A 19223-nucleotide genomic window follows, 5' to 3' on the forward strand; every position below is an offset into this window, starting at 1 on the left:
AAGTATACTATGTTTGTTGATCAAAACTGTTTACCTGTAAGGGGAAGATATGCTTATGTCGTAGCTCTCGTAACCCTATTGTTTTTAATCCGACCGGTTTCGGCACAGGTTTCTGTTCCTTTAACACCATCGGATGATGCGTATGTTTATTCGCTTATTTCTAATAATTATGGTGGAGCAGGCACGTTTTCAATTAGTAAATCTAGCGGACCTTATTTTACTACTTATACTAAAAGTCTACTCAAATTCGACTTGTCTTCTATCCCTGACAATGCAATTATCACATCAGCGGAATTAAAACTGGCAGTAAGTGCAGGAACCCCTATTGATTTTTTGTTTCAGCAATTGACAGAAGATTGGAGCGAATCAACAGTTACCTGGAATACGATGCCAACAGAAACCACACAATATGAATTTTCGGAGATACCTACAACATCAACTATTTCCGGTCCGGGTACGATTAATCATCATTTTAATGCCTTAGGGTTAGTTAATATGGTTCAAAAATGGGTGAATTATTCACATTTGAATAATGGGTTTGTGATCTCACGTTCACCATCATTAGTGAATGATAATAATAACTCCTATAGATCGAAAGAAGACGGGTTTATCTATTGGGGGAATTATCCAAATGGAAGATATGTGACAATAGATGTCAGACCACAGCTTACCGTACAATACGTACTACCGATTGAAATCAATTTAGTGTCTGTAACACATGCTTCGGGAACAAGTTCAGGTGACGGTTCAATTTCGGCTACTGCCAGTGGGGGTAATGGTACGTATACGTATCAATGGTACAATAGTTCAGGGAGTGCTATCGGAACAAATTCTCCGACGATAAGTGGATTGAATTACGGTTGGTACGGTGTAAAGGTTACAGATGGGCTGGGCGTGGAGAGCTATATGTCCTTTATTGTGGGTGTGGAGTGTGAGAAGGTAAGTATTACGTATAATCCTGGAGCAGATTATGTAGATGATGCGTATATTTCGAATCTACAGCAAACATTTAACGCGTCTCCATCCCCTATCTATTACGATTATATTGATAATAATTATGGGAATTTAAGCAACCTGATTATTTCCCGTGGACATCCGTCGGTTACAATATTTGGAGAAATACACAACAGTTTCAATTTAAAGACATTACTAAAGTTCAATTTGTTGCTTGATCCCGTTTTTAAGATTAATAAATCGGATTTAAAACTACAAGTAACATCTATTCCGACAGTGGCAGATAACATACCTTTCTTAAGGTTAACAACTGAGCAATGGCAGGAGCATGTAGTGACTTATAACAACCAACCTGCGCATAGTAGTTCTGTAGAAAAATCAACAGGCATTACGTCACTCGGATCGAAGATAATTGATACCAAAGCATTTTGGGAATACTGGCAGGGTAATCCGAATTACGGATACTTTATAGATTTGCAGTATCCCAATTCGTCAAGTTCAAGAAGTGTCCAACTCCGGTCGTCTGAATATACCACGGCTGCTCAACGACCACAAATGGAATTTGAGGTGAGTTTAGAGTGCGGTTCTCCGGTTAAGACTTTCCGTCAACTCAACAATAGTTATTACGAAACAATGCGTGATCGGCTTTTTGTTGAATACGAAGAACTTAATGAAAAAGGAACCATTCAATTTAGAATAATAGACGCAAGTCAGACAAATATCAGTAACGGAATGGCACTTGTGGCCATAGTCCGTACGCATGGTAAATCAGTATTGGAATTTGACTTCAGCAACAGTGGTCAGTGTTTACCGACAGGGTTCTACATACTTGAATTGACTGATCATAACGGACGACTGAAAACACTACGATTTAAACACGAAAATACAGGATGCTAACTAAACGATTGATATATGTGGTAGCGGTTATGCTACTTGTGATAAGTTGTTCTGAGTCAATTCAGGAGGACCAAGGGAAAATAGTATTTGTCCAAAACAAGCGACTTATAGCCGAATTTGATATGCGTCTGGAATTACTTCGGGAAGTAGAAAACAAGACAGCTGCCGAACAGGAACTGGCTGATAGTTTAAATATGATGATTGAGAAACTGGAAATTCAGCTCACAAATGATAATCGTTTAAGTTCAGAAGAGAAAAATCTGGTTTATGAAAAAGAATTCCGTCGATATCTGAAAGATAAAGAGGCGATTGATAATCGGGTTGCCAATTTGGAGAAAGAGGCACTTGAGTTGGTCATAAAGCGCCTCAACGGATATATAGAAGAGTACGCAAAAGAGAAAGGGTATCTGATGGTACTTGGCGCCAATGGCGAGGGAACGATTCTTTATGGAGAAAAATCCAGTGATGTGACCGATGAATTAATCACATATTGTAATGAAAAGTATTCGGGGAAATAGTTGGTTTTTAGTGTTGATGCTTTTTGTGTTCGTTATTTCCTGCACGAAGGTTAGGACGGATGATGAGTATTTGGAATACATCAGAGATACCGAAAACGGGTTGTATCATGTGCAAGAGTTATCAGGATATATCTACAGTGTACAGATGCTTACGGAAGAATGGTATAGGATTCGGGACAAAAAAAGGAACAGGACTGTAGAGGCGGATCGATATATATTACCAGACGAATTACATTTTTTGTTTTCAATTGAAACACAAGAGGGAATCAATCCCATAAAAAAACGATTCAGGGAAGAAGGCGAATATTTTGACATAGTCAGGCAATTGAATCAGCAGGCAGCCAACTTATTTACACTTGAACAGACCAATAATGAATACGAGTGTGTTTTTGCACAGGCAGAATCCAGTTATGATTTAATACCCTCACTTCATATCACCGTTGTTTTCTCAAAAGTGAAACCGCGTACTTCCTTTTTACTGGAATTTAACGACATCATATGGGGCGCAGGTCCTCTTCGGTTCCGGTTTGAAGACCAGAAACTAAATGAAATACCAATTTTGAAATAATTAACTATGATCCAGCAAATCAGAAAAAGTCGTACGGCGAAAGGAGTATCCGTTTTACTGATCCTGACATTCCTTACTGAAATGATCCAACCTTCTGTGAGCTTAGCTCTTACGGAAGGTCCTTCACAGCCGGAAGTACAATCCTTTACCCCGATAGGGACTTCGGATATGGTGGATTTGTCTTCGGGCGATTTTAATTATAACATTCCTCTTTTAGATGTGGGGGGCTATCCTATTAACCTTGCCTATAATTCAGGTGTAACGATGGATGATGAGGCTTCCTGGGTTGGATTGGGTTGGAACATTAACCCAGGGGCAATCACGCGCAGTATGCGGGGTATTCCCGATGACTTTAACGGAGATATAGTTGATAAGGAGTTCAATATGAAAGCGAATATTACAGCGGGGGTCTCATTAGGGGTTGGATGGGAGTTGGCTGGCTGGAATGGAATTGGTTTAAATGTTGGGATGTCCATCAATTACAATTCATATACTGGTTTTTTCGCTTCTCAGTCTATTGGGGCCCAGGTTGGTTTTGGTGCAGGAATGGGATTAGGGTTAGGTCTGACTTCCTCTAGCAATGAGGGGGTTACTATTAACCCCAGCGTTTCCTATTCGAAGAAATCCAAGATGAATGAAGATATGGATAAAAAGATTTCTGGAAGTGTAGGGTTATCGTGGAACTCAAGACAGGGGTTGAAAGATATTTCTACAAGTGGATCTTTTTCGGGAACATCGGCTAATGAAGTAGTAACAGAAAAAGGTGTAGCAAGGGTTGACGAGGAAATAATGTCAGGGAGTATCGGGTCTAGTATTTCGTTTTCAAATTCGACCTATACCCCTTCTATTACTACAGCGATGGCGAATGTTTCCATTTCTTTTTCAGCCAAGATTGGAGGAGATGCGTATCTGAATGACCCTACGGGGCATATTTCTGGTTATTTTTCCAGCCAGTCCCAACTCAGAAATTATACATCCTCCGGCTCATACGGATATATGTATCTTAATCGTGGTCAGTTTGATCCATCTGCAACATTGGATTTTAACCGGGATAATGACGTTTCTTACGTAAAAGGAGCGTCGATATTGCCGCTTGTTAATGTGACGTATGACCTGTTCAATGTGAGTGGGCAGGGAATTGCTGCTCAGTTCAGACCTTATCAATCGAGTATCGGACACGTTTTTGATAATAAGGTAAATTCCGGTGGAGGGGGAGCTCAGTTGGGGTTGGAAGTCGGCGCAGGTGGACTGGTAAAAGCCGGATTTTCTGTTACGACCAATTTTTCAACTTCAAATTCAGGAAACTGGGACGATGCTTCTAACAGGGCACAGAAAAAACTCAGATACTCAATCGAAGATCGAATGACGGATCATGAGGCTGTGTATTTCCGGAATATAGGAGAGTTTGGAGTAGATGAAGAGCAAACACGTTTTACTAGTCTAGGAGGTTTTGATCCGGTACGAATTCGGTTGATTACTTTGGGGATTGATGTAGTTGCTGCTGCGAAATATGAAACAAATGCCTATCAGCAGTTTAATATTAGTGGAAATTATAAAAGACAACAGCGGGTTAAGAGAAATCAGGCAATTATGAACCTGAGCAGAGCAGAGGTCCCGGTTGCAGGGCTTCATAGTTATGTATCTCCGCATGGGAAAAATCATCATATTGGAGAGTTTACAATATACAAGCCCGATGGTGAGCGCTATGTGTACGGGATTCCGGCCTATAATACAATACAAAAAGAAGCTACCTTCAATGTCGGTGAGGTTTCAAGTCCTCCTGCTGATGGTTTAGTAAGTTACTCAGCAGGACAGGATAATACAATAGACAACCAAAAAGGAACTGACAAATATCACCAAAAACAGACTACACCTGCATATGCTCACTCTTATTTACTAACGGCAGTTTTAGGCAGTGATTATCAGGATTTGGATAATGTACGGGGTCCCTCATCCGGAGATTTGGGTAATTATGTTTTGTTTGATTACGATGCAAACCCGTCTTTATCAGGGGTTCAGCCAGCAATTTCTGATTATAAATGGAGAGTACCCTATCAGGAAAATAAGGCAAATTATAATGAAGGATTGCGGACCTTAAATGGAGATAATAAAGGGTCTTATGTGTATGGGGAAAAAGAGATCTGGTATCTTCAGAAAATTGAAACCAAGACCCAGGTAGCCATTTTCCATTTGTCGGATCGTCATGATGGTTATGAAGTGAAGGATGAGAATGGAGGAATTAATGCTTCTACCGGACAGTCAATGATGAAGCTGGACAAAATTGTATTATACGCGCGGACTGATTACGATTTAAATGGCGCCAGTGCGGTACCGATTAAAACGGTACATTTTGAATATACGTACGAGCTATGTGGAAATGCACCTAATAACGATGATGCAACTGTAATGGTTGACGGAGTTGATATTAATCAGAATCATGGGAAATTGACCTTGAAAAAACTGTATTTCACGTATGAAAATTCGGAGCGTGGTAAATTAAGTGCCTACCATTTTAACTATGCAGATAATGATCCTGCTAAAAATAAAGAGTATAATCTCAAAGAATACAATATGTGGGGCGGTTACAAGCCTTTTCAAACGGCAAATGGTGTTACAAATGCTGAGTACCCCTACATCTCTCCTTACGAAGATGAACAGGATCTTGATACGTATGCTTCGCAATGGTTGTTATCCAGTGTGGAACTACCTTCGGGAGGAATACTCAATATGGTTTACGAGAGTGATGATTATGCTTATGTACAGAATCTAAAAGCCTGTCATTTGTTAGATGTAGTTAATGTAACTTCATCAAATGAACTGGATGGGGTACCCTCTCTGGGGACAAGTATCGAGTTGTTTGATAATACTACCCCGAAACAATATTTATGGGTCAGGTTGCTACCTGAGGATGAGAATATAGCCAATCCGCTTTCTGGCGAACGGTTTTACCAGAAGTATATTTCAGGTCTTTCTAAAAAGGACAAGCTTTATTTCCGTTTCCTGATGGATTTTAAGAAAAACCGATCTGAATATGTATCAGGATATATGGAACCGGATCTTTCTTCAGGAGGATATGGGGTAGATACTTATAATGGAAAGCGTTACGGTTATATTAAAATCAATAATGTGCGGGAAGAGAATAAAAATAATGGCCCGCATAATGCACACCCTATTGCAAAGGCAGCCTGGCAGTTTGCCAGAACGCATTTACCGCAGATTTTACAAGCGACCAATAGTTTGGATGATAATCTTGATGAAGTTGGTATCATCGAAGCGATAGCTTCCTTGGGAGACTTATCCGGTTTTCTGGAATTGTTTCAGGGTCCTAATGGATATGTGCGTAGGAAAGGGATGGGGAATCAATTTATTGCGGGAAAAAGTTGGGTGCGTTTGACCAATCCTAACGGCAGGAAAAAAGGAGGAGGAGTTCGTGTAAAACAGATCACAGTCAGTGATGAGTGGTCCTCGATGACTGCTAGTGGGGAAACCCGGAGTTTTGGGCAGGAGTATATCTATGAAACGGAAAATGGTATTTCAAGTGGTGTGGCCACGTTTGAACCATTGGTAAGTAAGGAAAATCCTTTTGTTAACCCCGTTTATTATGATATCAAGAAGACACTCATTCCTAACGAACAATATATGATTGAGGAGCCTTACGGAGCTTCCCTTTTCCCTTCACCTAAAGTGACATATGGTCGGGTTGTTACCCGTGACATTTATCCTGTTTTTGAAGACGGGGTTGAGTCTTACTCTACACCGGAATCAAGAAAAACAGGAGAAGCGGTGACGGAATATTATACTTCTAAGGATTTCCCTACCCGGGTTAGGCGAACAGCGATTAATTCTATCCCTGTAGAGTCACCAAAAGTACTTCAGTTATTCAATTTGTCCGTTATCGATCATCAACATGTGAGTCAGGGGTTTGTCGTAGAAACCAATGACATGGACGGTAAGCTTAAAGCACAGCGCGTTTATTCACAGGCTAAGGATGCCGGTGGCAATCCGATCCTTATATCAGGTATAGATCACAAGTACGATATGGGAATTGACATACTATCCGGAGGTGTGACCAGAGAAGCTTTGAATAATAAAGTGCCGGTGATCCGGAAGGATGGTTCTGTAGAAGAGCAGATGGTGGGTGTTGAATATGAGGTGTTCAATGATTTTAGAAAATGGGAATCTACGAATATCTCAACGGGATTGGATGTAAATATCGGAACGATTCTTGCTGGCGCACTCCCGATTGTAATCCCGACTTTTTATCCTTCTTTCGTATCGGAAAAAACATCTATCCAGATGGCAGTTACTACCAAACTGGTTAATCGTATGGGGGTATTACGTGAGGTAGTCGCTTATGAGGATGGCGCGCGAGTATCAACACGAAATGTAGCGTGGGATGCAGAAACAGGAGAAGTGCTACTTACACAGACGGTAAATGAGTTTAAAGATAAAGTCTATAATTTTAATTTTCCTGCACACTGGTCATACGATCGTATGGGGCAGGCCTATAAGAATCTTGGCGTCTATATTACTAGTTTTAGCAGTTCAGGAAATGGAATCTTTACTTCTCCCAGTGCAACGTATTTTGTAGAAGGAGACGAAGTGCTGCTTCGAAAAGGAACCGGTCAATACCAGAAAGGTTGGGTACTTAAAGCCTCTTCTTTACAAATAACAGTAGTGAATAAGGTGGGGGCTTTACTTCCAATGGCTGGTACGGATATATCGATCAAAGTAGTCCGATCAGGAAGAAGGAATCAGCAGTCTTTGGCGATAGGTAGTCTGACCACAAAAGAAAACCCGATTGATCAGGGAACCGGTCAGCTGACAGATAATTTACTATCAAGTGCAGATAATTCAATCATTGCAGCAGCAGCGATGGAGTATTCTGATCAATGGTCCGTGTTAAGGGGGTATTTAGAAGATCCGAATAGTAAATGTAAAGATGGGGTTGGAGACAGAATAAACCCATTTGTAAACAACATTAGAGGAATCTTTAGACCCTTCCGCTCATGGGTTAAGCTTGGAGAGCGCAATCAGGTAAGCACACCTTCTGAGGTTCCTGTTCAGCGCAGCCAGGGAGATTATGTAGATTTTGCATACTTCTGGAAAAAGCCGGGAAGCCCCGGTTCTGACTGGCAGGCGATGCCGGATTCAGATAATGACGGAACGAATGATTGGACCTGGGTCACTACCATTAGTCCTGTAACCGGATATAATCAGAACGGAGTAGAGCAGGAAAACACAGATGCTTTATATAGGTATTCATCAGCAATATATGGGTATGCTGATAAATTGCCAATTGCGGTGGCGGCTAATGCGACCAAGGCGCAAATAGGATTTGATGGGTTTGAAGATTATGACTTTTATAATTATGATGGTTGTGTAGGCCGACACTTTTCTTTTGATAGTTACTCGGCTTTATTGACAGAAGAGGCTTCCCACACAGGAGCCAGATCGCTGGAATTAAGTGTGGGAGGAGGCGTCACGATGAAACGGGTATTGGCCAGTACGCCTTGCGATCCTGCAAATCTGGGCTTCCCCGCTAGCCATGGAGCATCTTATCTTCTGTCTGATTGTGAAATGTATAATCTATTTGGTCCTGAGACATATGATCGGACTACTTATGAAAAGAGTATTGCGAGCGGACAAACTCCGGTTCTTGTGGAAAAAGACCAGAAGTATGTATTGAGTTACTGGGTGAAAGACAGTAACGGAAATCCTTCTGATGAGTCCCTGAACAATGTGGCCGGAAGTGTTTCTATAGATGGTACTCCATTAATTCCAGTCGATTTCCGTGTGTCGAGGGTAATTGATGGTTGGCAGAAGATTGATCATGTGTATGAAATTCCGGGTATAAACCCGTTGGATGCATTGGAGCATACGATTACTGTTATATTCGAAAATGATGCATCGACTATAATGTATCTGGACGACGTTCGTTTCCAGCCGTATAATTCGAGTATGAAGACGTATGTCTATGATCCGTTAAACCTGAGATTGGTAGCTGAGTTGGACGATCAGAATTTTGCCACATTCTATGAATACGACAGAGAAGGGAAATTGCTTCGGGTTAAGAAAGAAACGGAACGGGGCATTATGACAATTAAAGAAAACAGGGATCATATTATACAGAATAATGCAGACTAGCAAACGGATATATGTGCTTGTTTTCCTTGTTGTACTTAGTGCAGGAAGGATTAGTGGGCAGGAAGGATTTATGCAGGATTTAGAGCGTGTTAATTCCCTTTTCGGTAAAGGGCAGTTCTGCAAAATGACCTATCGTTTATTCAGAGCGGGAGTAGAATCTCCTGTGGAAGTACTTGAAGGGAGTTATCTTTCCAAAGGGAAGAATTATATCCTGGAAATTGCGGGAACGAAAGTAATCAGTATCGAAAAGGAGCGACTATTGATTAATGAACCCGAAAAATTCATGGCATTGGCCAAACCGGCTCTTTTCGGAGAGTATGGACAGGTTGATTTTTCACAGATTGAACCTTTTATCGATACCGTTAAGATGGTACCCGGACTCCCTGAACATATAAAGGGATACGCTCTTTTTCTGAAACCCTACTTATCGAATCCTTATAAACGGATTGAAATGTATATCGATACGCAGACGGGGTATCCGGTGAAAATTCGTCTGTTGTATGCCAATGAAATTGATTTTTCAACAGATAACAGTGGTGCTTTGGGGTATCCCATCATCGAAGTTCGCTATAAAGAAATTCGTCCCAGAAGTATTCCGGATAAGGAATTTGACACGAAACGTTATTATTCATGCGTAAAAGGTACGTGCTCCGGAAAAGGTGCATATACCGGATATGCGTTTTATAATCAGAAAGACCTATGAAAAAGATACTCACACTATTTTTCCTATTCCTTGCGACGGGAGTATATAGCCAGCAGGAAATTTATACCGGACGCCTTGAAGGTGCTGCGGTAGCTGTTGGATTAACAGCGCTTGAGGTTAAAGATGGTAAATATGATGATCTCAATTCAGCTTTGTTTACTACACACGCAACCCAAAATGCGGTGGTACTGAGCATTGAAGAAGGACTCACTTCCGCTTTTCTATCGGCTCATGCTACGGAAGTAGATATTACGCTTACAGGGTATGATGATCTGGGAGCTCCTTATGCAATGGGGGCACACACACTTTCGGTAGCCTATGATCCGGGATCGGTATCCGGGGCAACCCAGCATCGGCATGCGCATTTGGAAACGAATGGTTATCCATGGGTGAGGGTAGATATTACGGAGGTTCGGGTTGGAGGAGTTCCGGTGTCTACAGCCCCCGAAAATGTAACATTGGAAATGGAAATAGCGGTGGAACGTTATTACCCGTTTGATACAGATCTTGTTCCGGGAGTGTTACCGCATAATTTGTCGATTACCTTTATTGATGAAGGGGGAACCCTGCATACACCCGATGCTTTTCTTATTTACTGGGACTATATTGAAGGGGCAGTGGAGTATGATCTGGAATGGACATTTGTGGAGGCTTTTGAGAGTGATGGAAGTCTTTCGGGTGCATCCATTGTTCCTTTTTCAGAGAATGATTTCAGAAAGAATGCTACACGCATCCGTACCCGTAATCAGTATTATCGCATTGAGAATATTTTTGAAAAGGGATATCTTGTTTATCGGATACGTGGTATTGGTAAAGGAGGAAGTAGTTTTACGGCAAACTTATTGGGGAGATGGAGTACTTTTGTAGCACAAACTGAAGACTATCTTGACGGATTTCCACATTATCTGACACTTACAGGTGGACATGAAGGAAATAAGAACTGGCAGTACTCAGCGGTGTATGCTGAAGAGGGAAAACGCAAGGATGTCATTAGTTATTTTGATGGTAGTTTGCGTAACCGACAGACAGTTAGTCTTCTGAATACGCAAAAAGAAGCGATTGTAGGAGAAACGATCTATGACGGAATAGGAAGACCTGTTGTTCAGGTACTACCGGTTCCCACGTTAGCGAATGGACTGGAGTATTATGAAAACTTTAATCGCCCCCAGTCAGAACCGACAAGAGCTTATAATTACAAAGATTTTGATGCAGAACCTGTTTCCGGTTTAGGAAGTTGTCAGCGTCCTACTGTTGGCGAATTAAGCGCTTTATCGGGAGCGGGGCGGTATTATTCTCCTTCGGCAGATTTGAGAAGTAAAGCACATGACTATGTTCCTGATGCAAATGGATATGCGTTTACTCAGGTAGAGCATACACCTGATAATACGGGAAGAATAAAACGACAAAGCGGCGTAGGGGGAGATTTTACATTGGAGGGGAATCACCACACGCAATATTTTTATGGAAAACCCACCCAGGAGGAATTAGACCGTCTTTTCGGCGCGGACGTAGGATATAACCAGCATTACAAAAAGAATATGGTTATAGATCCTAACGGACAGGTGAGTGTATCTTATGTGGATGCACACGGGCGTACGATAGCCACAGCAATGGCGGGTTCGGTGCCGGGAAGTATGGATAGCTTACGCAATGAACAGGGGGAAGCACTTTCTGTTTCATCAGTACTTGAAGTGGATGAGTTGGCAAAGGTAGATAGTAATGGAGACGGCTATATAACTGACGAGCCCGATAGCGAAGAGGATGACAATCAGCTTAAAAGCAGCGGGAATTATATACATAACGATATCCTCACCACTGAAAATTCTGTTGTAGTGACAGAGAATAACCCCAATTTCACGTTCAATTACGATTTGAACGCAGCAGGGTATACCGATTCTTGTATGAACGAAGCATTGTTCCCGTACATCTATGACCTGAGTATATCTATGGTTTCCGAATGTGGGGGAAGTTTACTTGATTTTCCCTCACGGACAGTCGGGCCAAATGATATGAATTTACCCTTAGGAAATCATGGAACGGCTCCTACCAGTGTAGCCTTTGATGCTACTGACGGGTTGATGATTGATTATGGAACAGGTCTTAATGTCCCTGCGGGAACTTATCATATCTCAAAAAAGTTGCAGGTGAACAGGGATGCCGTTGAGTACTTTGCCGATCGCTATATTGAGCAGGGGCAGGTAAACGGATGTATTTTGGAACTGGATGACTTTATCGCAGCTTATGAAGCAGAGATCCAGGCTGAAGGATGTGCTTTTGATTGCGAAAGTTGCAGGACTTCGTTGGGAACTTTGGGTACGTATGCACAACAGATGTTTGCAGCGGATAACATAGAGGTCACGCTTGATGGAAATGGTGATGTGATTGTTCCTTCCGGAGAAGAAGACCGTTATGCAGAGTTTGTACAGGAATATGCCATGTTGGAAAAGGAGTGTGATGATTTGTGTGGACTGAACCAAAGTAATCTGTGTGCTTCTTTGTACAACCAAATGCTGAATGATGTAAAACCTCGGGGGCAATATGGTGCGGTAACAGGAGATAAATCCTTGTCTGTCTTCACAACATCTAATAACTTATTGAGTGCTGTGAACTGGAAAAACCCTTCTTCACCTTATTTGGATGAAAATGGAAATGAAGCATGGGTTTACGTTCACCAAAATGAAGATCTTTCATATTCACCTCAGGTAGATAACCCGGGAGTATTGCTGATAAACGAAGAAGGAATCTTTACTAGACCGGAAAACATAACGCATCTTTCTGATTTTATTGACCAGTGGCAGGATTCATGGGCTGCGTCTTTGGTTGAGGCACATCCTGAGTATTGTTATTACGACTGGTGTACCTCTTCTTCGAGCGGAGGGTATGGTCAAACTAATACTGTTGGCCTGGAAGTAGTAACGAGTCAGGATGTTGATAATATTTTTATGAGTATTCCTTCTTATAGTGAGGCAACTAGCGGAAACTACCTGAACGGACTGGATGTGTTTGATTTTTCAGCACTGATTGCCGTTGATCCCTTCTTCTCAGGAAATACAGATCTAAGTAACCTGTTCAATAACTATCATACATTTGAGAACACGGTAACATTGGATATTCTTGAGTTTGCTATATTCGTTAATACCGAAGGATATATTGTGGGAGCACAACCTTCGGCAACACCGGGTTATTACAACTGGAGTTTTGTTAGTTCCAATTATCCGCATCAGTTTGATGTGATCTGGAGTTTTTACAAAGGGCTTGTACTTGCTTCCAAACAAAAATTACTCAAACCTCTTGCGCATGAGTATGCATTGGACAACGGGTGTTTTAACGGGTGTTTTGGGACGGCAATTGATATGAATACGTTTAATCCGTTTATCAATGCGTTCTGGGCCTTTACAGGGACATTTCCTACTCTAATGTTCAACATGGCGCTTATGCCGCAACCCTGTGATATTTTGCGCTTTCAACAGTACAAAAATAAGCGTCCGGTATGGTTCCCTGGGAATATGGAGGGGGATCAGCAGGGAGATGTTTCATCCCATATCGGCAATTCTATACAGAATACGAACAATATCCTCTATGAGCAAACCGGAGTATGTCCATTGGCATTTGACTTGAAAAACCTGCTCAATGCCGTAATCAATGACGCTACGGTTTCGTCTACACAGTTAAAAACGGCATCGATGGATTTGGTGGGAAAACCCTATTTCCCGGTCCAATTACAAAGCGTATTAGGGGTAACACCACCTTTGGCTCCTACCGGTGTGTTCTTTTATGATGCTACTATCAGTTCTTCGTCAACACTTTCAATCGGATTGGGAGATATTTCTGATCCTTGTTTAACAGAACTGACACTTCCCAATTACTCATTTGCTACGAATAATCTGGATTGGAACAATTACCTATCTACATGGAAAATTTATAGTTTTGGGTCTCCTTATTTTTCACAGGAAATTTCAGGCGTTTATCACTTTACAGTTACAGCTTATGTGGATCGGGATCTGGGAGACCCTTACAATGCGTATGATGAAGTCGTACTTTCAGGAACAACTTGTCTGATGGTAGGGAATTGTGATCAGGCTACTCCCGGAACATTAGGTGGTGTAACTGATAACTGTCGCCTGAGTGAACTGGGAGCCGGATTACAAGACCTTTTGATTCAATTGCATGGAACGGTTCCCGGAGGATTGGAGCCTACTTCTCCTCCTTACACATTGTCTTCAGATAACTTTCTGAATAATGCGCTTCTGAATCATTATAGTTCCGGAGTCTGGACACTTTCAATGGAGTCATCGTATCCGAACTCCAGAATCTACTCACTGAAGAATGGATTACATAATTTAAAAATTGTTACGCACAACTGGTTGATCCCTCCTGCTTCTGTAACGGCTGTTCAGGGAATAAGTCCCATGATGAACAATAATTTTTACCTTAATGTAACAGACCATACGCCTGCCAATGAATGGGATCCGTCAATGTCTTATGCGATGGATGGGAGTCTATTCTATAACTACAACGGAGTTGAGATGGAGAAGCCCCGGATTACCTGGTGCGGTCCCTGTGAAGGTGCTGAGTTTGATATGAATGCAGCTCTGCTGGAAAACATGGAAGCTGCATTTACAGGAACCTCTTCTATACCGGATGCATTCTATTCCTATTTCGGAACCGAAAATATTTCGATGACGGCACTTCAAACGCTCACTGGAGATTTACGTGCTTACTACCTGCTGGACGCACTAACAGGAGATACACTGTGTGAAGTTCAGATTCGGTTGACGGGTTCATCAGGCGGATCAAGTACGCCGGTACAGATAAGAAATATTCTCCCCTATCGGGAATTCGGAGAAAATGGCTTCCAGGTAGACGTGCAATTGGAAAACGGCAACTGGATGCGTGCTATAGGAAAGACTTCATGCATTAAAGTGGCAGCTTGCCCCTGTCAGCCTGAACCGATTCCTCCAATGAGTTGCGAATCAGCATACGGGGACTATACGGCAAAAATGACGGAATTTGGAGGGGATTACCTCACGTATCAACTTTCTTTTGCTGATTTTTGTGCCGGGGACTACCTGAATCATATCGAAAATTACCTCAATTTACTGGATGCTTATCATGATTACTATGGTGTGGCAACTCCTTATATCACACTGGAAGATTATATCAATTGCCGTCTCGATGATTATGTTCTGGGAACACAGGAAGACTGGGAAGCGTATAACGATCATTTGGTTTCTATAGGGTTACCTACTATTCCGTATTCAGAATACCAGCAAGTAGGGAGCTGTGATCTTTGTAAAGATTTATACGAAGATGTTCGTTTGAATCCGGGACTCCGGTCGTTAGCACCTACTTTGGCTGAAGTTTGTAACTACAGGGAACGCTGCCCCGGATTACCGGCAGATGTAGCACCACCGATTGTCGTGGATACGACGGATAATTATGATTGTATTGATTATTTACGTGATCTGGCAGCTGAAAATGCCAACTATGCATACGAGCAATACATACAGGATCTGCGCGAACGGTTTATTGCCGGGTATATCAGCGGTGCGGTAACCCAGGTTGTTGAGAACTTCACATCTGAACGTCCGGATAATGAATATCATTATACCTTGTATTATTACGACCAGGCAGGTAATTTGGTGCGTACAGTACCACCGAAAGGGGTGAAACGGATGGACACAGCTCCCGGATGGGCAGCAACCCGGGTAGCTATAGGTCAGGCGCGTCTACAGTTTGATCCTCTGGTGGGATACAGTGCCGGGGTATTGCCCCAACACGAATTGCCGACAACGTATGCCTATAATGCATTGAATCAGCTAGTGTGGCAACACACTCCGGATGGAGGTGAAAGTAATTTCTGGTACGATGCGCTGGGTCGTATTGTAGCCTCCCAGAATGCACGCCAGCAAGCGAATCATTTGTTTTCGTATACGAAATTTGATGCGCAGGGAAGGGTGATTGAAGCCGGGCAATTGCAAGGCAGTAGTGGAGATGTAGTTGCCGGAGAATTACAGGTGGATGTGAACGATGCGACCTATCCTGATAACTGGACGATGAACCGCACAGAAGTAACCCGTACCATTTACGATGGTACACTCATTGCCTCTCCTACATGGGGACTGAATTTCCGTAACCGTATCGGATCGGTGATACAACAGGAAGCACTGAATACAAATCTTGTATTCCGAAGTGCGTATCATTACGAATACGATATGCATGGGAATGTGCGTCAGATGCAACAGGATTTCCGAACAGATCCTTCTGTGAGTGGAAGTGGAATTACAGCAACGATGACGTATGACTACGATCTAATTAGCGGTAATGTTAAACAGGTAAAATACCAGACACCTTCAGAATTAGACTTGTTCTATCATCGCTATTATTATGATGCCGACAATCGCATTACGGAAGTGGAAACTTCACGGGACGGCTATTTCTGGAACACGGATGCGGAATACATCTATTTTGCTCACGGACCGTTGGCGCGGGTGGAAATCGCGAATGATAAAGTACAGGGGATCGACTACGCATACACCATTCAGGGTTGGATCAAAGGCGTAAATGCACCGACACTTAGTGCCGGCACGGATATGGGAAGTGACGGAAAAGCGGAAACCGGTAACCCGAACCGGAACACTGCCCGCGATGCCTTTGGGTATGCACTGACGTATTATGACGGGGATTATGCCCAGATTCGAACGACAGCTGCTTCTCCGAATTTACTGGGAGACCTTACAACGGCACTTCCTGTGGGGGCAAGCGGACTCTTTAACGGCAATATAGCCCAGATGGCGACAGCCCTGCGGGATGAAAATGAAAACGAGTTGCCCTTACTGGCTGCTATGTATTCGTACGATCAGCTCAATCGTATTAAATCCATGTCCGGCAACCTGAGCGGTACAGGGGCTGGCTATTCGTACGCCGCTGCTACGGGGGGCAACTATGCTTCTACGTACCAGTACGATGCGAACGGAAACCTGAAAACGCTAACCCGCAGGAACAGTGCAGGCACATTGATGGACAACTTTACGTATCACTACAATGCCAACACGAACCAACTCAACTATGTAGCCGACCCTGCGGGAAGTCTGGGAGATGATCTGGACAACCAGAGTGTAGATAACTATACGTATGATGCCATCGGGTAGTTGGTTTCCGATGAGCAGGAGGAGATTGAAGAAATCGTATGGACGGTTACGGGCAAAGTAGCAGAAATTCGCAGGAAGGCCACCTCGACCAAACCGGATTTGTTCTTCACGTACGATGCGCTGGGTCGACGGATTCGTAAAGAAGTTCGTCCCCGCAACGGATCGGGATGGGTGTCGATCAGGGATTGGGTATCGACATTGTACACGTATGACGGACAGGGGAATGTGATGGCGGTGTACGAACTGAAAATGAGGGAGAGTGGTTCTACGCGTACAGAAAATTACTATATTAGTGAGATCAACCTATACGGAAGCGCACGACTGGGAATGATTAAAGACTACCGACATATTGGAGGACGAACGTATTCTACCTCGGGAACTGGAGGAGGAACGCCTCCGGCTATGACGTACTACTCGTGGGACGGTGTCCCCAAAGAGACGCGGGGAGAAAAGTTCTTTGAATTGAGTAATCACCTGGGGAATGTCCTTTCGGTGGTTTCTGACCGGAAGTTACCAGTGGATGACGGTTTAGGAACTGTTGCCTATTATCAGCCGGATGTGGTGAGTTATTCGGATTATTATCCGTTTGGGATGCTTATGTCTGACCGACATGGAAGTACTGGGGAGTATCGATACGGCTTCCAAGGTCAGGAGAAGGATGACGAGGTCAAGGGAGAAGGAAACTCTGTGAATTACAAATACCGGATGCACGACCCGAGGGTGGGGAGGTTCTTTGCGGTTGACCCTTTAACAAAAGATTACCCTTGGAATAGCCCATACGCATTTAGTGAGAATAGAGTGATTAGTCACGTTGAACTTGAAGGATTAGAAAAGGAGTTCTACATGGATGCAATGGACAATGCCAAAGAGAGGGCAAAAACACTTACTCACGGGACGAAAAATACAACAGCTTCGGAGGTCATACATTTAAGTCTTGATGTTATTGGTCTAATTCCTATAATAGGAGAAGCGGCAGATTTTGTAAACGGTGGGATTTACCTAATGGAAGGTAATTATACGGATGCTGGATTGACGTATGCTTCGATGCTACCAATTGCGGGCTGGTTTGCTACAGGTACAAAATGGGCTAAAAATGCTGTAACCCACTCAATGAAATATTCTGATGAAGTTGGGGGATTAGTGAACCAGACCTTGAAGAAAGTTGATGATTCTGGAACTATAGGAAAGGAAATCGTCACTGTTACTAAATCTGGAAAAAGAACTGATGCATACAAGATTACAAAAGGCGTATTAGGTGACCTTGGTGATGGGATGAAAGTTAAAAAGGGAAAATTTGGAACACAGAAGGACAGGGTAGTCGGTTTACAATCTGCTGATGGTTCCAAAGGTTGGAGAATTGATTATGACGAGGAAAAAGGAGCTCATTACAATTGGTGGGACGGCAAAGAGAAAGGGGCTGTTCCATTTGAAGGTACTCAAGAACAAGTAGACACAATAATTGACCAATTGAATAAAACATATGACGAAGCTAAAAAATCAAATAACTAATTATTTTTTAAAACCTCACAGAGCAAACATTGAAATTTTATCAAATGATTACCCTGGGTATTTTAGTAATGTTTTGAAGAAATTTGATATTAAATTGAATACTGATGAGAACATCCATCAATTAATTGCTTGGGATGACATTGAGCATGTTCATACATTTTTCTGTGATTATGAAGGGAGTGATAAAGAAGTTTCAGCTTGGTTAAGAAAATCTGATTTAAATGATAGTCAATTCCTCATTATTGAGTTAGGGTATGAGCTGCCAATTATTAAAGTTGAATGTCAAGTTTTTATGGAAAATTGGGAGGATTTTGTTGCTGCAAGTGGATACACAGGTATTACGGTCATTGACGAGAATGGTAGATTTTATATGGAATTTGTAGATGAAGGAAAAAATCTTTTCAGCAATTTTAAAATACAAGATTAGGGGGGTAGTGGGTAGGGTAGTGGGTAGTGTCTCAAACTATCACCTGACGACAAAAAGTATATGTAACTTATTGAAAAATAATAAATAGAAAGGTAGTGTAACAAACTTGCACCTAGGTTTATTTTATAGGTGTAATTAATTGAAAATCAATAGTAATTGATTTGTGGTTTTTTGTTCTTGGAACTATCTATGGGGTATTCTTAGGGTAAATAGTGCAAAAGAGGTATCTTAAACGCACTGTTTTCGTATCACGTGTATCAAACTTGCACCTGATGAAATGTCGCTACTGTTCGTGTCCTTGTATAAAAAAAGGAAAACTAAAAGAAACTCAACGTTATCAATGTACTGT

8 protein-coding genes are annotated in these 19223 nt (G+C 42.3%); all 8 read left to right on the forward strand.

Going from position 1 to position 19223, the window contains the following annotated elements; translation table 11 throughout:
• Window positions 1-9: 9 nt before the first annotated feature.
• Genes ABDZ97_RS03720 through ABDZ97_RS03755 form a run of 8 tightly spaced genes read left to right on the forward strand, consistent with a single transcriptional unit; the run spans window position 10 to window position 18874 of the window.
• Window positions 10-1851: a DNRLRE domain-containing protein gene (locus ABDZ97_RS03720; RefSeq protein ID WP_343785218.1), complete on the forward strand. Its 1842-nt coding sequence runs from the start codon at window positions 10-12 to the stop codon at window positions 1849-1851.
• On the forward strand, window positions 1845-2369 hold the full coding sequence (locus tag ABDZ97_RS03725; protein ID WP_343785219.1) for an OmpH/Skp family outer membrane protein: 525 nt from the start codon (window positions 1845-1847) through the stop codon (window positions 2367-2369). The genes ABDZ97_RS03720 and ABDZ97_RS03725 overlap by 7 nt, the downstream gene beginning before the upstream one ends.
• Window positions 2347-2937: a hypothetical protein gene (locus ABDZ97_RS03730; RefSeq protein ID WP_343785220.1), complete on the forward strand. Its 591-nt coding sequence runs from the start codon at window positions 2347-2349 to the stop codon at window positions 2935-2937. Before ABDZ97_RS03725 ends, ABDZ97_RS03730 begins: the two co-directional genes overlap by 23 nt.
• Window positions 2938-2943: 6 nt before the next feature.
• A complete protein-coding gene (locus ABDZ97_RS03735) occupies window positions 2944-9084 on the forward strand; it encodes a hypothetical protein (RefSeq protein WP_343785221.1) in 6141 nt (2046 codons plus the stop codon).
• Window positions 9074-9787, forward strand: a complete 714-nt coding sequence (locus ABDZ97_RS03740; protein ID WP_343785222.1) for a LolA3 family protein — start codon at window positions 9074-9076, stop codon at window positions 9785-9787. The genes ABDZ97_RS03735 and ABDZ97_RS03740 overlap by 11 nt, the downstream gene beginning before the upstream one ends.
• Window positions 9784-16938, forward strand: a complete 7155-nt coding sequence (locus tag ABDZ97_RS03745; protein ID WP_343785223.1) for a DUF6443 domain-containing protein — start codon at window positions 9784-9786, stop codon at window positions 16936-16938. The genes ABDZ97_RS03740 and ABDZ97_RS03745 overlap by 4 nt, the downstream gene beginning before the upstream one ends.
• Window positions 16939-18447 (forward strand): RHS repeat-associated core domain-containing protein, encoded by a 1509-nt coding sequence (locus tag ABDZ97_RS03750; RefSeq protein WP_343785224.1) that lies wholly within the window; start codon window positions 16939-16941, stop codon window positions 18445-18447.
• Complete coding sequence (locus ABDZ97_RS03755; protein WP_343785225.1) at window positions 18419-18874, forward strand: hypothetical protein; 456 nt, start codon at window positions 18419-18421, stop codon at window positions 18872-18874. Before ABDZ97_RS03750 ends, ABDZ97_RS03755 begins: the two co-directional genes overlap by 29 nt.
• Window positions 18875-19223 lie beyond the last annotated feature (349 nt).

Source organism: Wandonia haliotis, assembly GCF_039523435.1.
GTDB classification, from domain to species: Bacteria; Bacteroidota; Bacteroidia; order Flavobacteriales_D; family Crocinitomicaceae; genus Wandonia; species Wandonia haliotis.